This is a genomic window from Frankia sp. AgB1.9 (assembly GCF_016786355.1).
Lineage (GTDB): Bacteria > Actinomycetota > Actinomycetes > Frankiales > Frankiaceae > Pseudofrankia.
Genome location: NZ_JADWYX010000085.1, coordinates 19,218 through 39,261 on the forward strand (window position 1 = coordinate 19,218; position 20,044 = coordinate 39,261).

The following is a 20,044-nucleotide window of genomic DNA, read 5'->3' on the forward strand; positions in this document are numbered from 1 at the left end:
GGCCGCGATGGGTACAGTGCCCGCCTGGTCAGCCCCAGGCGAGTAGGAGGGTGGGGTCGGTGAGCATGGCGGCGATGTCGGCGAGGACGGCCGAACCGAGCTCGCCGTCGACCAGGCGGTGGTCGAAGGAGAGCGCGAGCTGGCCGACGGTGCGGACCGCCAGCTGACCCTGGTGTACCCAGGGAGCCGGGCGGATCGCGCCGACGGCGAGGATCGCGGCCTCGCCTGGGTTCAGGATCGGCGTGCCGATGTCGACGCCGAAGACCCCGATGTTGGTGATGGTGATCGTGCCGCCACTCAGGTCGGCGGGCCTCGCGCTACCGGACCTGGTCCGGGTGGTCAGGTCGTGCAGGGCCTGGGCGAGCCCGGCGAGGTCGAGCCGGTCGGCGTCCGGGACGTTGGGCACGAGCAGGCCCCGCGGCGAGGCGACCGCGATGCCGAGGTTGACGGCACTGGAGACGACGATCTCCGGATCCCCGACGCCGCTCTCGACCCAGCCAGAGTTGATCATCGGGTGGCGCCGGACGGCGGCCAGCAGGGCGCGGGCGACGAACAGCAGTGGCGTCACCTTCAGGCCGGCGAACTCGGGCAGGGTCGCGATCCGGTCGCGGACCGCCAGCGTCTCCGTGAGGTCGACGGAGACGAACTCGGTGACGTGCGGTGCCGTGAAGGCGCTGCTCACCATCGCCCGCGCGGTCGCCCGGCGCACGCCGGACACCCGGATCCGCCAGGTCCGGCTGGCCTCGTCGAACGTCGCTCCGGCCGGAACCCAGCCGATGGGTTCGGCCGGCTGGTCACCGGGCCGCCCCGCTGCCGGGCCTGCGGCCAACGCGCTGCCGTCGAGCCGGGCGCTGCCGCCGGGCCAGGAGAGGTCGTCCGGCTGGGCGGTGCCATCGGGCCGCGTGACGTCGCTGGGCCGGGCGATGACGTCCGGCCGGGCGACGCTGTCGGGTCGTGCGGTGCCGGCGGGCGGCGCGGTCCGCGGCCCCCAGCCGGGCGCGGGGGCGGGCGTCACTGGCGGGGCGGCGAACGATCCCGCGGGCCTGGCCGGCGCCGACGGGGTGAACCGGGCGTCGGCGGGCGGCGGTGTCGAATGTCCGAGGACGCCGGCGGCCGCCTCGACGTCGTGCCGGCTGATCGTGCCCGCGGGGCCCGTGCCGACGAGCCCGCCGAGGTCGACGCCCAGGTCGCGGGCCAGCCGGCGCACGGGCGGCTTGGCCAACGCGGGCCCGCCTTCGTACGGGTCGCCTGGCAGTGGCGGCGTGGCGGTGGCGGCCCGGCTCCCGGCTGGCGCCGTGATCGCGGCCTGGGCACCGGTGGCGGCTGCGACGCGGTGGTGGCGGCGGCGGGTTCGGCTGAGGCCGGCTGGGCCGCCGACCGCCGCCGCGCGTGGGCCGTAGCCGACGAGCATCGGCTCCCGCTCGCCGCCGCCAGCCACGACGGCCGGCGGCGGAACGGCCGCCGCTCCCGGCGAGCTCAGCGCCGGGTCGGGTGCGCCGCCGGTCCGGGCACCTGCGGCCGGGGGTGAGCCGGCGGCCGTGGCCGGCTCGGCTGTCTCGTCGTCCTCGACGGTGATCAGGACGGTGCCCACCGAGATCGTGTCGCCCGCGGCGCCGTGGGTCGCGACCAGCAGGCCGGCGAACGGGCTCGGCAACTCGACCACGGCCTTCGCCGTCTCCACCTCGACCAGCGGCTGGTTGACCGTCACCCGGTCGCCTGCCGCGACCAGCCACGTGACGATCTCTGCCTCCGCGAGACCCTCGCCCAGGTCGGGGAGCCGGAACTCTCGTCGCGCCACCGTGCCTCCATCCAGGGCTTAGCAGGTCAGGGGCTCAGGTCGGTCTGGAGCTCGCCGATCAGGGGCTCAGTAGGTGAAGGTCCGGTCCACGGCGTCGAGAATGCGGTCGACGTCGGGCAGGTAGCTCTCCTCCAGCCGAGACGGTGGATACGGGGTGTCGAAGCCGGTGACCCGCAGGACCGGCGCCTCCAGCGAGTAGAAGGCCTGCTCGGTGACCCTGGCGGCCACCTCGGCGGAGAGCGAGACGTTCGACGGCGCCTCGTGCACGACCACCAGCCGCCCGGTCCGCCGGACCGACTCGATCACGGGGTCGAGGTCGAGTGGCGAGAGCGTGCGCAGGTCGATGACCTCCAACGAGCGCCCGTCCTCGGCCTCGGTGATGAGCGCCGCGTCGAGGCAGGTGCGCACCATCGGCCCGTAGCCGACGAGGGTCGCGTCCGAGCCCGGCCGCACCACCCGGCTGCTGAACAGCGGTGCCGGCACGCGGGCCGCCGGGACCGTGACCGATCCGGCCGGCGCGCCGTCGTCGGCGATCCCGAGCGCCCCGAGGATGACGGGGTCTACCTCGTCCTTCTCCCAGTAGCGCCGTTTCGGCTCCAGGAAGACCACCGGGTCGTCGGCCGCGACCGCCTGCTGGATCATGACCTGGGCGTCGGCCGGGTTGGAGCAGGTCACCACCTTGAGCCCGGCGGTGTGGCAGAAGTACGCCTCCGGCGACTCGCTGTGGTGCTCGACCGCGCCGATGCCGCCGCCGACCGGAATCCGGATCGTCACGGGCATCCGGGTCCGCCCGGCCGAGCGGTAGTGCAGCTTGGCGAGGTTGCTGACGATCTGGTCGAACGCCGGGTAGACGAAGCCGTCGAACTGGATCTCGCAGACCGGTCGGAAGCCGCGCATCGCCAGACCGATCGCGGTGCCAATGATCGCGGACTCGGCGAGCGGGGTGTCGATGACGCGGTCCTCGCCGAACCGGGCGCGCAGCCCGTCCGTCACCCGGAAGACGCCGCCGAGCCGGCCGACGTCCTCACCCATCACGACGACCTTGGGGTCGGTCTCCATCGCGGCGCGCAGCCCGTTGTTGAGCGCGCCGGCGAGCGTCAGTGTGGGCACGATGCCTCCGGGCCTGGGAACTGCGGCGGAGCGACTGGCCGCCCGCCGTTCAGTCGGGTCGCCGCGCTCGCGGCCGGCGCCTGGGCGGCCGGTTGGGGCGCGGCGCGGGTCTCGGCCTCGGCCGCGGGCGCCGGGGCGCCCTCCACCCGTGACGAGGCCGCGGGTGGGCGGGGCGCCGACGAGGCCGAGCCGGTCGGGCGCCGGGTCGTGGAACCACCCTGGCGAGGGTCTTCCGGGTAAGGGTCGCGCTGGTACTCGTCACCACGGCGTGGGTCGTCTGGGTAAGGATCGCCCGGGTAAGCGCCGGTACCACCCGAACCGCCGTCGTCCGGGCCGGCGGCGAGCAGGCCGGCGAGGTCCGCGCGCTCGGCGGCCAGCTGCCGGCTCTCCTCCACCGTCACGTGGTCGAACAGCGTGAGCGGCGCCGGGTCTGGCAGCGCGAGACACCGGCGGCGCAGGTCGGCGGCGATCTCGTCGGCCCGGGCCGCGATCGAGGCCTCACCCGCCGGGTCCAGCGCGTCCTGGCTGACGAGGTGCGCACGCACCCGGGCGATCGGGTCGCGCCGGGCCCAGTCCGCGACCTCGGATGCGTCTCGGTAGCGGGTCGGGTCGTCCGCGGTGGTGTGGGCGCCCATCCGGTAGGTGACCGCTTCGACGAGGGTCGGTCCGTCACCCGCCCTGGCCCGTTCCAGCGCCCAGCGGGTCACCGCCAGCGTGGCGAGGACGTCGTTGCCGTCGACGCGCACGCCGGGGAAGCCGTAGCCGACGGCTCGTTGGGAGATCGGCACCCGTGACTGGTAGGCGGTCGGTTCCGAGATCGCGTACTGGTTGTTCTGGCAGAAGAAGACGACCGGTGCGCCGAACACGGCAGCCCAGCCGAACGCCTCGTTGACGTCGCCCTGGCTGGAGGCGCCGTCGCCGAAGTACGTGATCGTCGCGCACTGGCCGCCGTCCCGGGTGACGCCCATCGCGTAGCCCGTCGCGTGCAGCGTCTGCGCGCCGACGACGATCGCGTAGAGCGCGAAGCCGTGGTCGGCGGGGTCCCAGCCACCGTGCGAGACGCCGCGGAAGAGCCCTAGGACCGCGACCGGATCGACGCCCCGGCAGTAGGCGACGCCGTGCTCGCGGTACGACGGGAAGGCCATGTCGTCCGGCGCGAGGGCCCGGGCGGAGCCGACCTGGGCCGCCTCCTGGCCGCGCAGCGGGGCCCAGAGCCCGAGCTCGCCCTGGCGCTGCAGCGCGGTGGCCTCCTCGTCCAGCCGGCGGACGACCACCATGTCGGTGTACAGGTCCAACAGGTCCGCGACGCCCACGTCCGCGACGTGCGCCTCGATCTCACGCCCGGACGCCGTCGCCACCCGCTGCCCGCTGGGTGTGAGCAGCTGCATCAGCTCCGTCACGGTCGCTAACGATAGGACGGTCTCCTGTAACGGCAAGCCAGAATCTCACTACTGATCATCGAAGAGTGGGAACGGCCCGGGAGATCCGTGCGGCTGGGGTGCGGGCCTCGGACGCGATCCGCGCCGGCGACAGGGCGCCGTCCGGTGCGGGCCCGGTCGGGTCGGTACGGTGACGGCGTGAGCGGATCCGAGGAACCAGCCCAGCCCACCGCGCGCCCGGCCGCCCGGCCGCTGGTCGACGGCGCGGCACTCGGCCGGGTCGGCGTGTGGAGCGGGCAGTTCGACTTCTCGCCGGCCGGCGTCGTGCGGGAGGCCGTGGCCGAGCTCGACGAGCTCGGCTACCCGACGGTCTGGACCGGCGAGGTCAAGGGCCGCGAGGTGCTGGTGACGGCCGGGATGATGCTCGCCGCCACGGCCCGGATCACCGTCGCGACCGGCATCGCGCAGATCCTGGCCCGCAACCCGCTCACGATGGCAGCCGGTCAGCTCGCCCTGGCCGAGGCGTTCCCGGGGCGGTTCGTGCTCGGTCTCGGGGTCTCGCACGCCGAGCTGATGCAGATCCGTGGCGTGCCGTACACGAAGCCGCTCGGCCAGATGTCGGCCTACCTCGCCGAGATGGACCGGATGGCCAGCGAACAGTACAGAGCAGTGCCGCCACTCGCCGATCCGCCGCGGGTGCTGGCCGCGCTCGGGCCGAAGATGCTTGAGCTGGCCCGCGACCGGGCCGACGGGGCGCACACCTACTTTGTGCCGCCCGAGCACACGGCGGCGGCCCGCAAGACGCTCGGCTCCGGCAAGCTGCTCGTCCCCGAGCAGGCGTTCGTCCTCGACACCGACACCGAGCGGGCCCGGGAGCTGGCCCGGCGACACACCGGCTCCTACCTGCGGCTGCCGAACTACACCAACAACCTGCGCCGCTACGGCTACACCGACGACGACTTCGCCAACGCGGGCTCCGACCGGCTGGTCGACATGATCGTCCCGCATGGTGGCCCCGAGGTGCTTGCCGCGCGGATCTCCGAGCATCTCGACGCGGGCGCCGACCAGGTGGCGATCCAGGTGCTCGACTACGACCGACGCGGCCTGCCACGCCGCCAGTGGCGCGAGCTCGCCCCGGCCCTGCTCGCCCTGTAGGCGATCGGCCGGCCGCCGGGCAACCAGCATCGGCCGGCGGGTCGATGGCAAGTGGTCTGCCGGTGTCTGCGTACCGTGTCCTCTGGCTGGGGAGCCGGAACGGGCAGGGTGGAGCTGCGGTGCCGTCGCGCGGGGATCAGGGCAGGCCGGACGCCTCCGGCACGGGCGTTCGCGCCCCGGAACGCCGCGGTGGCTGGCTCAGCGGACCGGCGCGGGCCGGGGCAGCGTTGACGGCTGTCGGGTTGGCCCTGGCGGGCTGTGGGCTGCTCGGCGGGTCGTCGTCCGACGGCACGGCCGGTGGCGCCGGCGCCTCGACGGGCGTGGCGGACCAGACGTCCGCGGCGACGACGGCGAACGTGCCACCGGGCGGCACGCAGCGGGCGCCGACCGGCGAGCCGGTGACGCTGCAGTTCGCCGGCGACGTGCACTTCGCCGGCTCGGCGGCCGCCGCGCTGAACGGCTTCGGCCCGATCGTGCCGGAACTGTCGGCCGCCGACCTCACCATGGTCAACCTGGAGACCGCGATCACCGACGGCGGTGACCCGGCCGACAAGGAGTTCACCTTCCGGGCCCCGTCCCGGGCGTTCACCGCGCTGCGCGAGTCCGGGGTCGACGTCGTCACCATGGCCAACAACCACGCGATGGACTACGGCACGACCGGCCTGCGCGACACCCTCGGCGCCGCCCAGGCGGCCAACTTCCCGGTCGTCGGCATCGGCACGGACGACACCGCCGCGTTCAGGCCGTACAAGGTGACGATCAAGGGTCAGCGGATCGCGATCATCGGGGCGACCCGGGTGCTGGACGACAACCTGGCCGCCGCCTGGACGTCCGGGCCGGGCAAGCCGGGCCTCGCGTCGGCGAAGGACATGACCGAGCTTCTCGCGGCGGTACGGGCGGCGCGGGCGGACGCGGACACCGTCGTGGTGGACCTGCACTGGGGCGTCGAGACGCACAGCTGCCCGGGCACCGACCAGACCGGGATCGTGCCGGAGCTGGTCGACGCCGGGGCGGACATCGTCGTCGGCTCGCACGCGCACGTGCTCGAGGGCGGCGGCTGGCACCCGTCGGGCGCGTTCGTCGACTACGGCCTGGGCAACTTCGTCTTCTACTCCTCCGGGATGGCCGCCAACACGCAGAGCGGCATCCTGCGCCTCACCGTCAGAGGCCGGGCGGTGACCCAGGCCCAGTGGCTGCCGGCCCGGATCTCCGGCGGCCTGCCTCGACCCGCGACCGGGGTGGACGCGCGGCAGATCGTGGGCACCGTCGGCTCCCTCCAGCAGTGCGCCGGCCTCAATGCCAACCCGCCCACCTGGGGCGCCATCCCCGCGGTGCCTGCCTCGACCAGCCTGCCGGCGGCGGCCCCGACCCACGGTTAGTGCCGCGTCGACTGCGAGCAGCGGTTCAGCACGCGCAGGGTTCCGGTGCCGGGGTAGTCGAAGGGCTGGGCCGCGCACCAGCCGGCGGTGCGCAGGCTCGTGAGCTCGCCGGCCGTGCCCGCGCGGTCGTAGACGAGGACGAACAGCAGCAGGCGGCCCGGCCTCGGCCCAGAGCGGCCCGCTAGCGCGGTCCGGGCCTCGCCCCTGCCGACGGCGGTGAGGAACACCGTGGCACCGGTGGGCACTCGCGGCCCGATCTGCCCAGACCGCCCCGCTGACGACGCCAGGAAGGGCCGGTCCGCGCTGACGTCCATCGCGTACAGCCAGCCGGAGCGGGCCAGCCGGCCGCCGACCACGACGACGTCGCCCGGGCGGTAGAGCCGCCGGGTCTGCGTCGTCGCGTCCACCATGAGCGCCACCGGGCGGATCTCGGCGCGGTCCCGCCACAGCGGCGCCAGCGCGCTCGCCGACGCGACCGGCGCCGCCGTGAGCACGACCAGGACGGCGGCCAGTGCGACCCGGGCGATCTCGCGTCCGGGCCGCCCGAGCCGAGACCAGCCGGACGCGGCCAGCCGGCAGCCCCGGACGAGCCAGCCCAGGCCGAGCCGGCGAGCCGTCGAGGCCCGCCGCCGGACGTGGGCCAGCCGGGCCAGCGGGTCGTCGGCCAACACGCGGCGGCCGAGGCGGTCGGCGCCGGTGGCGACGACCGTGACCAGCAGCGGAACGAGGAACAGGTTCGTGCGGTTGGCGCCGAACGGCCAGTACCGCCCGGCGCTGGCGACCAGGGCGAGCAGGAGCGCGCCGAGCACGGCCGCGACCACGTAGCCACCGTCGTCCGCCGTCGCCGGGCGATCGGACGGGCGGTGCGCGCCGCCGATGCCCAGGACCGTCCGGCTGATCGTGCTGCCGCGGACCAGCGCGGCCGCGCCGACGAGGAAGGCCACGGCGGCGGCGGGGGCGAGCAGCCAGGCCGCCGCGAAGGTCGCGTCGGTGGCCGGGTGCACGAGGTTCGGGTCGTAGCGGTCGACGCCGGTCGGGGCGCCCCCGAAGATCCGGACCAGCTCCCCGCCGACGAACCGCAGGCCGCCCAGCGGGCCGCGGCCGGCGAGGAACTGGGTGTTCCAGAACTGGCTGGCCCGCTGGCTGGACTGGTGGCCGATGAACAGCCACGTGTGCAGCCCGCAGATCGCGACCGCCGGCGCCGCGGTGGCGGCGGCCCACAGCCGATGGCGCCAACCGACCCGCCAGCTGCCGTAGCGGTACCCGTAGCCGGCGGTCACCACGTCGACGGCGGCCAGCGGGATGATCAGGAGCGCCGCCGGCACCGAGAACAGCGCGACCAGCCCGGCGGCGGTCCGCCAGCCGAGTCGTGGGCCCCACGTGGCGGTGCTCGGCGCCTTCAGCCACAGCCAGACGATGACGACCGACGCGAGCGCCTCGACGCTGTACGGCTTGAGCTGGGTGCCGAGGTCGACGACCACCCCGGACAGCCCCAGGCTGGTTCCCGCCAGTCCGGCCGCGACCGGCCCGGCGAAGCGGCGGATGAACGCGTAGGCGACGACCGGCAGCGCCACCAGCGCCACCAGCTCGGGAACCCGCAGGACCCAGGCGTGCCAGCCGGCGACGTCGCCGACGAGGCGGACGAGCACCGCCCAGCCGAGGGCGGACGGGGTGTTCGCGTGCGCCAGCTGAGCCCAGTACGTCGACGGCGGCGCGGACAGGAAGTGCGGCCGCCAGATCTCGTCGTACCAGAGCGGCCGGGCCAGCACGGTGTGCAAGACCGCCAGAACGGCGACGACCGCGCCCGCGAGCGCGGCGGGCACGGCGATATCCACAGGCCGCTGGGGACGCAGCCGTCGCCGCGCCTGCGCGGCCGGCAGGGGGTCGGCGTCGGCGCCGGGGCCGGTTGAAGCCCCATCCGGGGCTACCGGGCCAGCTACGCCCGGTAGCCGCTCCTTGGTCGACTCGACGCTGGCATCCACAGTTGAGAGAGGCTTATCCACAGACCTTGTCCACAGAGTGCATACGGCTGTGGAAATCCTCCCTCAGAGTGTGGATGACGGGTCGTCCGGGGCCCCGCCTGGCCCTGACTCGCTAGCGCTGCGTGTACGTCGACAGGAAGTGGTCGATGCGGCCGATCGCGGCGGTGAGATCGTCGACGGTGGGGAGGGTGACGATCCGGACGTGGTCGGGGTTCGGCCAGTTGAAGCCGGTGCCCTGCACCAGAAGGATCTTCTCCGCCCGCAGCAGGTCGAGGACGAACCGCTCGTCATCCTTGATCGGATAGACCTCCGGGTCCAGCCGCGGGAACGCGTACAGCGCGCCGCGCGGCGGGACGCAGGTGACCCCTGGGATGTCGGCCAGCAGCTTCACGACCGTGTCGCGCTGCTCACGCAGCCGCCCACCCGGGAGCACCAGGCTGCCGGCGCCCTCGTCGTTCGCCAGCGCCGCGACCACCGCGTACTGGCCCGGGACGTTCGCGCACAGCCGCATGTTGGCCAGGATGTTGAGTCCCTCGATGTAGCTGCTGGCGTGCTGGCGTGGGCCGGACACGACCATCCAGCCGGCCCGGAAGCCGGCGAGCAGGTAGGACTTCGACAGCCCGTTGAAGGTCACGCAGACCACGTCCGGCGCGAGCGCGGCGGTGGAGACGTGCTCGGCGTCGTCGAAGAGCACCCGGTCGTAGATCTCGTCCGAGAAGAGCATCAGGTTGTGCTGGCGGGCCAGCTCCACCAGCGCCTCGACCGTGGCCCGGTCATAGACCGCTCCGGTCGGGTTGTTCGGGTTGATCAGCACGAGCGCCCGGGTGCGCGGGGTGATCTTGGCGGCGACGTCCGCGATGTCGGGGGCCCAGTCCGCGGACTCGTCGCACAGGTAGTGCACCGGGCGGCCGCCGCAGAGGCTGACGACGGCCGTCCACAGCGGGTAGTCCGGCGCGGGCAGCAGCACCTCGTCGCCGTTGTTGAGCAGCGCCTGGAGCGACATCATGATCAGCTCGGAGACGCCGTTGCCGAGGTAGACGTCGTCCGGTCCGATGCCGGCGATGCCCTTCCGGCGGTGGTAGTCGACGACCGCGGCGCGGGCGGCGGGAAGTCCCTTGGAGTCGCTGTAGCCCTGTGCGCTCGCGAGGTTCTCCATCACGGAGGCGAGTACCTCGGGCGGCGTGGAGAAGCCGAACGGAGCGGGGTTCCCAATGTTCAGCTTCAGGATCCGCTGGCCTGCAGTCTCCATCCGGGTCGCCTCGTCGAGGATCGGACCTCGGACGTCGTAACAGACGCCGGCGAGCTTGTCGGACTGGGTGAACTCCATGCCATCCAGGGTAGGCGGGCCGTCCACGGGTTAATGCACGCCCAGTGGCTGCGTAGGGCTGCACCACCCGCGATGAGGGGGGATTCGAGGGCCCGTACCGCCGCATTCCGGGCGCCGATATTCACCCGCAGTGAGCGGTCCTGCGTCCAGGGGCACCACGCTTCGTGCGGAGACGACGGTCACCCTCCGGTGAGCGGCCGAACTCCAGGTCAGCGGGCTGCCGAGTCCCGGTCAGGGGGCTGCCCGGTTCCAGGTCAGGCGCCGAGGATGCCCGTCTTGGTCGCGCTCGGAGTCGGCGTGGGCGGCGCCTCGGTGGACGGGACCGCGGTGACCGACGGCGGCGGGCTGCTCGCGGGTGGTGGGGGCGGGGTGGTGGCCCCGGCCGGGGTGGTCGGCGCGGTGGTCCGGCGGACCGTCGTGCTGGAGACTGTCGGCCGCGGCGTGCCGGAGGGCGTCGCGGGCGGCGCGGCCGGGGTGGCGCCGGCCGAGGGGGCCGGCGGCGAGTAGGTGGCCATGGGCTGCCCGACCCGGGTGGCGAGCGCGGACCACTGTGCGTCGCCCTTGGTCAGTCCGTCCCGGATGCGCTGCTCGATGGTGGCCTTGGGTGCCGCGGTGCCGTCGAACAGGTTCCCGCAGGCGGCGACGCCGTTGCCGTAGCCGTCGAGGCCGCCGTCGAACAGGTCCTGGGCCGCGCTGTCCGGGCCGGGGGTGAGCGCGCGGGCCTCGGTGACGGCGTCGGCGAGCGAACTGCAGACCGGCTGCAGCGCCGATCCGTTCTGCCCGGCCAGGTCGGTGCGCACGGCCGCGACGTCAAGCGCGATGAGCTGCCGGATCGCCTGCGTGCCGACGTACCAACGAGTCAGGGCGTCGCTGCTGACGGTTGACGCCGCGAACGAACTGCCACCGCTGTTCGTCGTGGAGTCCGCGGGCTTGGGGCCGGCACAGGTCGTCAGCACGCCCGCCACCGCGATCAGGATGGCGCCGGCGAGGGCGAACGGCTTCCACAGCTCGCTGGGTTCCCCGTCGGCCTTCGCACGCAGGCTCAGCCGAGGGACCGCCATCCGAACGTTCTCCTTCGAGTCACCGGCGTCAGCCAGTAGCGCGTACGAGTCGGCACGATATCGCCGGTTACGTCAGTGTCCGACGGGGAGGGTCGATTGGCGCACCCAGTGTTCTTTCCCACCAGGTGGCGATCTACTGGTGGATTGACCGACTTGGCCCTCGGAGGCCGATCGCCGGGTATACAGGTGCCGGTCGTCCTGGGACCCCGTAGCGGCCGAGGTGAGAAAGTGGATGGTGTGTCGACCGTGAACCGCAGCCAACCGAGCGACGAAGCGACCGGGCCTGGTCCGGCGGCTGCCGTCGGCAGGGCCACGGCCGGCCGAGGCGCCGCGACGCGGTCGACCCGGCAGGGCGACGCCGTGTCCGCGGCGCTCGCCGCGACCAACGCGTTCACCAGCGCGCAGGAGCTGCACGCCCGGCTGCGCACCGACGGCCAGCCGGTCGGGCTGACCACCGTCTACCGGCATCTGCAGGTGCTCGCCGACCGCGGCGAGGTCGACGTGCTGCGGCTCGACGACGGCGAGACGGTCTACCGCCGGTGCAACACCGACACCCACCACCACCACCTGGTCTGCCGGATCTGCGGGCACACCGTCGAGGTGGCCGGCCGCGAGATCGAGCACTGGACCGAGCAGGTCGCCGCGGCCGAGGGCTTCACGGACGTCGCCCACACCGTCGAGATCTACGGACGCTGCGCCAGCTGCGCCGCCGCCGGCGCCTGAGCGGTCCGGGCCTCGGCCCGCAGCCACGGAGCGAGCAACAACGAGCCGGCGAACAGCGCCGTGACCGTCAGCACGATCGCGCCGCCAGCCGCGATGTTCCACTGGGCGCTCACCGCCAGGCCGACGACACCGGCGAACACTCCCAGCACCATCGAGAGCGCCGTCATCGGGCCGGTGCGCACGCACCACAGCCGCGCGGTCGCGGCCGGGCCGACGACCAGCGCGATCGCCATGATCGTGCCGACCGCCGGGACGGTCGTGACCACCGCCAGCTCGAGCGCGACCAGCACGACCAGATCCAGGCGTCGGGCCGGGTAGCCGCCGGCGGCCAGTGCCGTCGGGTCGAAAGCGCCGAGCAGCAGCTCCTTGCGCAGCGCGGCGAGCACGGCCAGCACGAGGACCGCCGTCACGGCGCTGACCACCAGGTCGGACTCGTCGACGGTGAGGATCGAGCCGACCAGGAACGCCGTCAGATCCTTGGTGAACCCGTCCTGGGCCGACATCAGCGCGACGCCGAGAGCGAATCCACCGGACAGCACGACCCCGGTCACGCTGGAGACGTCCCGGCCACCTCGCCCGGTCGGCGCGGCCGACGGCAGCGTGCCCGCCGGTCCGCCGCGCGCCCCCGAGACGAGGGCGACCACGCCGACGATGACGAGCCCGAAGACACCGGCGCCGAGGACCAGCGGTACCCCGAGCAGCGCGGCGAGCACGACGCCCGGGAACGTCGCGTGGGTGAGCGCCACGGTGAGGAAGCTCAGCCGGCGCAGCACGATGTGCACCCCGACCGCGCCGCAGAGCAGGCCGACGAGTGCGGCCTCGGCCAGGGCCCGGCGGGTGTACCCGTCGCCGAGGGTCTGCCAGAGCATCACGGGGCTCGCCCTGCCTCGGGATCGGCCGTCAGCGCCGCGGCCCGCGCAGCCTGGTCCGTCGCGGGATGGCGCCAGTCCTCGATCGGCAGGTGAGACACACCGGCGCCCGCGCGAGGCTTCGCGATCTTGGCACGGGCACGGACCGAGGTGGCGACCAGCGCGAGCAGATAGCCGGCGACGAGGACCAGCACGACGGTCGCGCCGGTCGCCAGCCGCACCCCGTGGTCGACGGAGATCTTGTAGCTGATCAGCAGGCCGGCCCAGCCGCCGGCCATCCCGAACGCCGCGGCGATCGCGGTGATCGCCAGGATCCGGTCGGACAGCAGCCGGGCGGCCGCCGCCGGCACCACGATCAGCGCGATCACCAGCACCGTCCCGACCGCTCGGACCGCGGCGACGACGACGAGCGCGATCGACAGGTTGAGCGCCAGATCCAGCACGACGACCCGGTACCCGGCCGCCTGCGCCGCCTGCGCGTCGAATGCGACCAGCAGCAGCTCCTTGCGCAGCGCGACCAGCAGCAGCAGGACCACGGCGGCGACGACGGCCGTCGTCTCGATGTCCTGCGACCGCACGGTCAGCACCCGGCCGAACAGGAACGCCGTCAGATCCGACGTGTAGGACGACCGGCGCGAGACCAGCACGACGCCGATCGCGAAGAACCCGGTCAGCAGGATCGCCAGCGTCGCGTCATCCTCGACCCGCCTGGTCGCCGCGAGCAGCGTGAACAGCGCGGCGGACAGGCAGCCCACCACGAGCGCGCCGGGGAAGATCCCGGGCTGGCCGCTCAGCAGGAAGCCGATGACGACCCCGGGGAACACGGTGTGGGTCAGCGCGTCGGTGAGAAACGCCAGCCGGCGCAGCAGCACGAACACGCCGACCACGGCCGCGACGCCACCGAGCAGCAGCAGCTCGATCAGCGCCCTGGTCAGGTACGGCCGCTCGAACGGCGCGGTGAGCAGGTCGATCAGCGTCACGGGCGGGCCACGATGACGCCGTGCGCGCCGAGCTCGACGGCGGCACCGCCGTAGGTGGCGCGCAGCAGCTCCGGGGTCAGCGTCGCCGCCGGCGGGCCGAAGGCGAACTGGTGGCGGTTGAGCAGGCAGACGTCGTCGCAGGCGAGGTGCGCGAGCGCGAGGTCGTGCGTCGAGATGACGACGGCGGTGCCCGCGGCGGTCAGCTTCGCGAGCGCGGCGAGCAGCGCGTCCTGGGAGACGGCGTCCACGCCGTTGAACGGCTCGTCCAGCAGCAGCAGCCGAGGCGCGGCCGCGATCGCCCTGGCCAGCAGGACCCGCTGGCGCTGCCCACCGGACAGCGTGCCGAACCGGTCCTTCGCCCGGTGGGCGAGACCGACCGCGTCCAGCGCGGCCGCGGCGGCGGCCCGGTCCTCGGCGCCCGGCCGGCGCACCCAGCCGATCCGCCGATAGCGGCCCATCAGGACCACCTGGCCGACCGAGACCGGGAAGTCGGCGTCCAGGGTGTCGGCCTGAGGTACGTAGCCCACCTCGCGGCGGGCCTTGGCCGGCGTCTGGCCCAGCACGGTGATCGAGCCGGAGACCACCGGGACCAGCCCGAGGATGGCTCGGATCAGGGTGGACTTGCCGGCGCCGTTCGGGCCGATCAGCGCGACGGTCCGCCCGGCCGGTACCCGGCCCCTGACCCGCTCCAGCGCGGGGACGCGGCCGTAGGCGACGGTCGCCTCGGCCAGTACCAGCGCGTCCGGTCCGCCGCCCTCGTCCGGCTCGGCGAGGCGGGTCGGCGTCGCGGGCGCGTCGCCGACCAGGCGGCCGTCGGAACTCATGTCGGCCACGGTATGCGGTCGGCGACCGACCGCTGCCGGCCGGCCTGCCCGGTGGTGGTGAGCGGTGGCCACCGGACCAGGGACCGCCGCGCTCACCGGAGGGCCTTCACGATCACGTCGGTGTTGTGCTGCTCGGCCTTCAGGTAGGTGTCACCCGCGGACCCGGCCGGGCCGAGCGAGTCGGCGTACAGCGAGTCCTCGCCCGCGATCACGGTCACCCCTGCCTCGCGCCCGATCGACTCGGCGGTCTTCGGCGGCAGCGACGACTCGGAGAAGACGGCCTTGACCCCGGTCTTACGGATCTTGGCGACGATGTCCTGGATCGTCTTCCCGGACAGCTCGGCCGACGTGTCGAAGCTGGGCATGATCGATCCGACGTAGGTGATCCCGTAGCGGGCGGTGTAGTAGCCGAACGCGTCGTGGTTGGTGACGAGGAGCCGCTGGCTGGCCGGGATCGTGGCGATCTCGGCCGCGTCCCGGCGGTCGAGCGCGTCGAGGGCCACCAGGTACGTCGCCAGGCTCTTCTCGAAGGCCGGCGCGTGGGCCGGGTCGGCGATCGCGAAGCCCTTCTCGATGTCCGTCACCATGATCTTCGCGTTGCGTGGGTCGTGCCAGATGTGTGGGTCGTGCTGGCCGGTCTCGGAGCCGGACCCGGCTCGCAGCGGCACACCGTCGGCCATCACCACCCGGGTGCCCTCGAACCCGGACGCGGAGACGGCGTCGTCCAGCCACGACTCCAGCCCGGCGCCGTTGGTGACCAGCACGTCGGCCTTCGCGAGCGCGTCGAGGTCGGCGGGCGACGGCTCGAAGTCGTGCGGGTCGACGTTCGGCTTGATCAGCTGGGTGACGGTGACCAGGCCGCCGCCGATCGACCGGCTGAAGTCGCCGGCCTGGGTCGTCGTCGCGACGACGCGCAGCTTCCCGGTGGACGCGGCACCGGACCCGCCGCCCTGGCTCGAGCCACAGCCGGCCAGCGCGACCGACGCGGCCAGGCCCAGGACACCGAGCACCCCCGCCGCGATCCGGGCGGGGCGCCGCTCTGCCCGGCGGCCGGCGCGACGTTCGGCTCGATCGGGGGAGGAGCACACCCCGTCATGGTTTCGCACGTTCGTAATGAAAACGGTTTCGGATAACGGTGTCAACCTGGCCGCTTCGGGCCGGGCGTGTCCGAGCCAGGCGACGTCGAGCGATCCGGGGGTGTCCGCTGGTCGGCCGTGCACGACACATGCGGCGGATACAGGGGAGATGTCCGGGAACCGGCGGAGATGGGCATAGGGTCACGGTGTTGTGAGCCCAGTCCTCGCCTCGTCCCGAGCCGGGAACTTCGTCCGCGCTCTCATCGTCATCGGACTGATCACGATTGTCTTCCGTGAGCTCTACCTGCTGTGGTACTTCCACACCCCCGCGTGGACGTCGCGGCCGAACGAGATCCGCTACTGCCGCTCGTACTACGAGCGCCGCGACAGCCCGCCGGACGTGTCCACGGCCGACATGGAGTCGCTCGCGGGCGGCCGGGTGAAGCAGGTCATGCGCTCGCCCGTGCTGCGTCCCATCGCCGCCTACAAGCCGGCGAGGGCCTGCCCGCGCTACGTCTTCGCGAAGGTCGGCTCGGACCGGTTCGTCGTCTACACCTTCCCGACCGGCTGACGACCGGTCACCGCGCCGGGCGCGGGATCGTGGCCTCGTCGGCCGGAGGCACGCCGGGATGGCCGGCGGCGAGCACGTACACCCGGGCATGGATGGACGTCCGCTGCTGCAGGGCGGCCCGGACGGCACGGTGTAGCCCGTCCTCCAGGTAGAGCGCGCCATCCCATTCGACGACGTGGGGGAACAGGTCGCCGTAGAAGGTCGAGTCCTCGTCGAGCAGCAGATCGAGGGCGAGGACCCGCTTCGTCGTGACCAGCTGGTCAAGCCGGACCTGGCGTGGCGGGATCTTCGCCCAGTCGCGCTGGCCGAGCCCGTGGTCGGGATACGGGCGACCGTCCCCGACCAGCTTGAAGATCACCTGTACCTCCTTCGCCGTCTCGTCTACCCACGCACACCGGGTGGCCGCGCGTCGACAACCGTCCCAACCGGCCGGAGCCGGCGCGGGTGGCGGCGCACCTTGCTCGGCGACGCCACCACCACAGCCTAGAATCCCGCGCCCGCCCCCTCGCGCACTACCACTCTCCGGCCCGCGGTTGCCTAGGCCTCGAGACACGCGGACGGCATTGGCGTCGCGTTGCCGTCAGCCGGCGTGCGTCCTCGGCACCGAGGCATGTCGAGGGCTCGACCACGGGCCGCTCGCACCCACCCATACGGCCCGTGGTCGCGGATCAGCCCGCGAAAGCGCTTGACCTACGTCGCGCAGCCCACTTAAGTAAGCCTAACTTCATGACTTGCTCTGGGTGGGAGGGGCCTGATGGCCGCGGAGGAACCGGACGACGACACGATGCCCCGGCTCGCGATCCACGCGCGGACCGTGCTGGCCGGCGCCCGGCACGCGCTGCTCACCCTGCCGGGGGCGCGGGTCTGTGGCTGGACCGGCCTGATCGACGACGGCGGCGAGCCCGTCCTGCTGGTCGGCGCCGGGAGCCCGCCGACCCTGACGGCGGGTTCCCGCCGCTGCCGGCTCGACGTGCCCGGGTTCACGGGCGAGCGGCTCGTGCTCGGCGGCCAGCTGCGCACGATGCCAGGCAGCGCCGAGCAGATCGCCCGGCGGATCGCCGGGCCCGGGCTGCGCCCGACCATGCCGGACTACGACGACGACGGGCTCGTCGCGCTCGCGCTGTCGGTGGACGAGGTGCTGCTCTGCCTGCCCACCCCGACCGAGCCGGGCGCGCGCCGCCGTGGCAGCCGGGCCGGGCGCCGGGCCAACGCGCTCGCCGGGCGGCGCGAGCTGGGCCGCGGTGCCGAGCCGCGGTGGCCGTCGACCGCGTCCGGCCGCCGGATCGAGCTGGACGCGTACGCGCTGGCCGAGCCCGATCTCATCACCGCCTACGCGCCCGACCTCATCGAGCACCTGAACACCGCGCACGCGGGCCAGTTGCGGCTCATCGCCGCCGCCCACGGCCGCGCGGTCGCCGCCGAGGTGCCCGGCGGGGCCGGGTCGGCGGCGCCGATGCGCCCGGCGGACCTGGCCAGCGTCGCCGGCATCGCCGTCGGGACGCTCGACCGCGACGGCCTGACCCTGTGGCAGGTCGACGAGGCGGGCGCTCACGAGCTGCGGGTCACCTTCCACGACCCGCTGACGGAGCCGCGTTCGCTGGGCCTCGAGCTGCGCCGCCTGCTCACGGAGCCGTCCCGGTAGGCCGTCGGCCATCGCGGCCCTGGTCACCGGTCACCGGACGGTGTAGGTGACGGCGGTGGCGTACTCGTCGAAGTCGTTGATGCGCACGGTGATGCCCATCCGCCACGAGCCGGCGAGCGGCACCTGCGCGTCCTGGGCGATCAGCTCGCCGGTGCCGGCCGCGACCATCGGGACGTCGATCGGCCCGACCTGGGCCGCCGGCAGCGACAGCGTCACGGACGCCTCCACCAGCCGCTGCGGCTGGCCCTGCGGGTCGCGCACCCGGACGTCGACGGTCTCCAGACCGGTCCGGGTCGGCGAGACGCGCACGTCGACCGTGAGCGGTCCGGCGGTCGTCGTCGTGTGGAACGGCGGCGCGTACGTCGTCCGGCCGGGAGCGTGGTTGACGAGCGCCGCGGTGACGGCCAGCACCGCCAGGCCGATCACGGCCTCGACCATCACCCCGCGTCGCAGCACACCCAGCGCGCCCTGGGTCACCCTGCGGCGGCCCTCCTCGTCGAGCTCGTCCTCGGCGCCGTCGTCGGCCTCGCCGGTGGCCTCGGCGTTGGTCGCGTCGGTCTCCGCGGTCATCGCCAGCGCGACCGGGCGGAAGTGCCGGATCACCCACCGGTTCGACAGGAAGCCGACCCCGAGCATCGCCAGCACGAACCACAGCTTGTAGAGCAGCAGCCGGCCGTAGGCGGTGTCGAACAACGCGCCGACCGCGCCGAGCTCACGCCAGCTCTGGTAGACGCCGGACAGAACGATCAGCCCGACCGCCGTCATGGCGACGCGTGACCAGCGCGGGAGCACCTCGGCCAGCTCCGCCGCCCGGTCGTCCTCGACCGGGACGACGTCGGCGTCGTGTTCGTCGAGGTAGGCACGGGCGGCGGCGAGCGCGGCCTCGTCGTCCAGCTCGCCCTCCGCATCGCCTTCGTGCGGGCTGGACTGTCGGACGATCGCCTCGGCCCAGTCGGCGTGGTCCTCGCCGTCGGACGGTGCCGGGCGGCGGCGGTCGAGCAGGCCGGTGGCGAGCACCGCCAGGCCGCCGAGCCAGACGGACATCGCCAGCAGGTGCGCGGTGATGCTGGCGGTCGCCAGCCACGCCCACGAGCCGACCCCGCCGTGACCGGTGAGTGCCGTCGTCGCCGCCACCGCGACCGCGAGCCCGCCGAGCTCGGCCCTGGTCCAGGCCGACGGTCGCCACCCTGGCTCACCGGTCCGCGCTGGCTGCCCGTCGGGCCGTGCGGGGGTGGCCGCGAGCAACGCCCGCAGCAACGGGACGGCCAGCAGCAGGGCCAGCAGGCGGATGAGCGTGAGCTTGCCGTACCGGTCCGCCAGCGTGGAACCGAGCGGAGCCCAGCGGAACAGCGCCGACAGCCCGAGGTCGTCCCCGTACGGGCCCTGCAGGAACACGCAGGCGGCGGCCCCCACGAACGCGGCGACCCACCCCGCGACGAGCAGCCGGCGCGGCGCGAGCCGGCGCAGCCCGGCCGGCCACAGCACCAGTAGGAAGAAGCCCGCGCCCAGCAGCACCGCCATCCCGCCGAAGGCGACCAGCCGCGCCACCCCGAACACGAACCCGGTCACCGGCGAGCCGGGCTGGGCCGTGTTCGCCGCGGCGGCCTCACTCGCCGTGGGCGCCCGGCCGATCCCGAACGCGTACCCACCGGCGACGGGGTGGCTGTCCTCCGAGATGACGTGCCAGCTGACCAGGTACGTGCCCTTCGGCAGGTCGGGCTTGAGCGCGACCGTGACCTGGGACGCCGTCGGGCCGCCGTGCGCGCCACCGGTGTCCACCCGGGTGCCGCGGGCGTCGATCACCCGGACCGACGTCGAGTCCGACCGGACCGACTCGCTGAACCCGAGGGTCACGGTCGCCGGCGACGTCGCGGCCGCCGTCCCGCCGGCCGGCGTCGCCCGCTCGAGGATGGCGTGTGCCCACGCGGGCGACGCCCCTACGCCGACGAGGGCCAGCACGGCCGTCACCGTCAGCGCCGCCAGCGTGCCCGCCCGCTGCCGCCGCCGTACGTGCGCCGTGCCGGAGTTGCCGCTCATGCGTCCAGTCTCTTTCTGTCAGGCGCCCGGCGGGAAGACCGGCCGGGGCCCGGGTGGAGAAGGTCCGTCGGCGGCGGCCGGGGGCCCCGCCCCCCGCGGCCCGGGCACCCCCCCCGGGGGGGGCCGCGGCG

At 74.0% G+C, this 20,044-nt stretch carries 17 protein-coding genes; 5 read left to right on the plus strand and 12 right to left on the minus strand.

All coding sequences use genetic code 11. The features are described 5' to 3' along the window. Nucleotides 1-28: 28 nt before the first annotated feature. From I6A60_RS28110 to pdhA, 3 genes are all read right to left on the minus strand, one after another. Nucleotides 29-1,798, minus strand: coding sequence for a dihydrolipoamide acetyltransferase family protein (locus I6A60_RS28110; RefSeq protein WP_203022271.1), 1,770 nt, complete (start codon nt 1,796-1,798; stop codon nt 29-31). A gap of 66 nt (nt 1,799-1,864) precedes the next feature. Beyond that, complete coding sequence (locus tag I6A60_RS28115) at nt 1,865-2,857, minus strand: alpha-ketoacid dehydrogenase subunit beta (RefSeq protein WP_238436403.1); 993 nt, start codon at nt 2,855-2,857, stop codon at nt 1,865-1,867. Between the two features lie 38 nt (nt 2,858-2,895). Beyond that, entirely contained in the window at nt 2,896-4,308 is a 1,413-nt protein-coding gene (gene pdhA / locus I6A60_RS28120; protein ID WP_374113352.1) for a pyruvate dehydrogenase (acetyl-transferring) E1 component subunit alpha, read from the minus strand. 177 nt (nt 4,309-4,485) lie between these two features. Here pdhA and I6A60_RS28125 point away from each other — a divergent pair, with 177 nt between their 5' ends. Beyond that, nucleotides 4,486-5,442 (plus strand): LLM class F420-dependent oxidoreductase, encoded by a 957-nt coding sequence (locus tag I6A60_RS28125; protein ID WP_374113351.1) that lies wholly within the window; start codon nt 4,486-4,488, stop codon nt 5,440-5,442. 119 nt (nt 5,443-5,561) lie between these two features. Beyond that, nucleotides 5,562-6,821, plus strand: a complete 1,260-nt coding sequence (locus tag I6A60_RS28130; RefSeq protein ID WP_203022273.1) for a CapA family protein — start codon at nt 5,562-5,564, stop codon at nt 6,819-6,821. Here I6A60_RS28130 and I6A60_RS28135 read toward each other — a convergent pair. The 3 genes from I6A60_RS28135 to I6A60_RS28145 form a co-directional block, all read right to left on the minus strand. Then, complete coding sequence (locus I6A60_RS28135) at nt 6,818-8,644, minus strand: hypothetical protein (RefSeq protein WP_203022292.1); 1,827 nt, start codon at nt 8,642-8,644, stop codon at nt 6,818-6,820. The two genes, I6A60_RS28130 and I6A60_RS28135, sit on opposite strands and share 4 nt — an antisense overlap. Nucleotides 8,645-8,915: 271 nt before the next feature. Continuing rightward, complete coding sequence (locus I6A60_RS28140; RefSeq protein WP_203022274.1) at nt 8,916-10,130, minus strand: pyridoxal phosphate-dependent aminotransferase; 1,215 nt, start codon at nt 10,128-10,130, stop codon at nt 8,916-8,918. Between the two features lie 254 nt (nt 10,131-10,384). Then, complete coding sequence (locus I6A60_RS28145; protein ID WP_203022275.1) at nt 10,385-11,191, minus strand: hypothetical protein; 807 nt, start codon at nt 11,189-11,191, stop codon at nt 10,385-10,387. Between the two features lie 228 nt (nt 11,192-11,419). Here I6A60_RS28145 and I6A60_RS28150 point away from each other — a divergent pair, with 228 nt between their 5' ends. Further along, a complete protein-coding gene (locus I6A60_RS28150) occupies nt 11,420-11,914 on the plus strand; it encodes a Fur family transcriptional regulator (protein WP_203022276.1) in 495 nt (164 codons plus the stop codon). Here the strand turns inward: I6A60_RS28150 and I6A60_RS28155 are convergent. The 4 genes from I6A60_RS28155 to I6A60_RS28170 all read right to left on the minus strand — a co-directional run bounded on the left by I6A60_RS28155 (nt 11,875) and on the right by I6A60_RS28170 (nt 15,597). After that, entirely contained in the window at nt 11,875-12,783 is a 909-nt protein-coding gene (locus I6A60_RS28155) for a metal ABC transporter permease (RefSeq protein ID WP_238436400.1), read from the minus strand. The genes I6A60_RS28150 and I6A60_RS28155 overlap by 40 nt on opposite strands. Continuing rightward, the gene (locus I6A60_RS28160) at nt 12,783-13,763 is read right to left on the minus strand and encodes a metal ABC transporter permease (RefSeq protein WP_203022278.1); all 981 of its coding nucleotides are present in this window, start codon (nt 13,761-13,763) and stop codon (nt 12,783-12,785) included. Before I6A60_RS28160 ends, I6A60_RS28155 begins: the two co-directional genes overlap by 1 nt. Beyond that, complete coding sequence (locus tag I6A60_RS28165; protein WP_203022279.1) at nt 13,760-14,587, minus strand: metal ABC transporter ATP-binding protein; 828 nt, start codon at nt 14,585-14,587, stop codon at nt 13,760-13,762. The genes I6A60_RS28160 and I6A60_RS28165 overlap by 4 nt, the downstream gene beginning before the upstream one ends. Nucleotides 14,588-14,679: 92 nt before the next feature. Then, complete coding sequence (locus I6A60_RS28170) at nt 14,680-15,597, minus strand: metal ABC transporter substrate-binding protein (protein WP_307873903.1); 918 nt, start codon at nt 15,595-15,597, stop codon at nt 14,680-14,682. 277 nt (nt 15,598-15,874) lie between these two features. Between I6A60_RS28170 and I6A60_RS28175 the strand changes: the two genes are divergently transcribed. Further along, nucleotides 15,875-16,234 (plus strand): hypothetical protein, encoded by a 360-nt coding sequence (locus I6A60_RS28175; RefSeq protein WP_203022280.1) that lies wholly within the window; start codon nt 15,875-15,877, stop codon nt 16,232-16,234. A gap of 7 nt (nt 16,235-16,241) precedes the next feature. Here I6A60_RS28175 and I6A60_RS28180 read toward each other — a convergent pair whose 3' ends face one another. Next, the gene (locus I6A60_RS28180; RefSeq protein WP_203022281.1) at nt 16,242-16,592 is read right to left on the minus strand and encodes a type II toxin-antitoxin system VapB family antitoxin; all 351 of its coding nucleotides are present in this window, start codon (nt 16,590-16,592) and stop codon (nt 16,242-16,244) included. A 396-nt stretch (nt 16,593-16,988) separates the two neighbouring features. Between I6A60_RS28180 and I6A60_RS28185 the strand changes: the two genes are divergently transcribed. Then, nucleotides 16,989-17,876: a DUF2470 domain-containing protein gene (locus I6A60_RS28185; protein WP_203022282.1), complete on the plus strand. Its 888-nt coding sequence runs from the start codon at nt 16,989-16,991 to the stop codon at nt 17,874-17,876. 30 nt (nt 17,877-17,906) lie between these two features. Here the strand turns inward: I6A60_RS28185 and I6A60_RS28190 are convergent, their stop codons facing one another. Beyond that, on the minus strand, nt 17,907-19,913 hold the full coding sequence (locus I6A60_RS28190) for a copper resistance CopC/CopD family protein (protein WP_203022283.1): 2,007 nt from the start codon (nt 19,911-19,913) through the stop codon (nt 17,907-17,909). Nucleotides 19,914-20,044 lie beyond the last annotated feature (131 nt).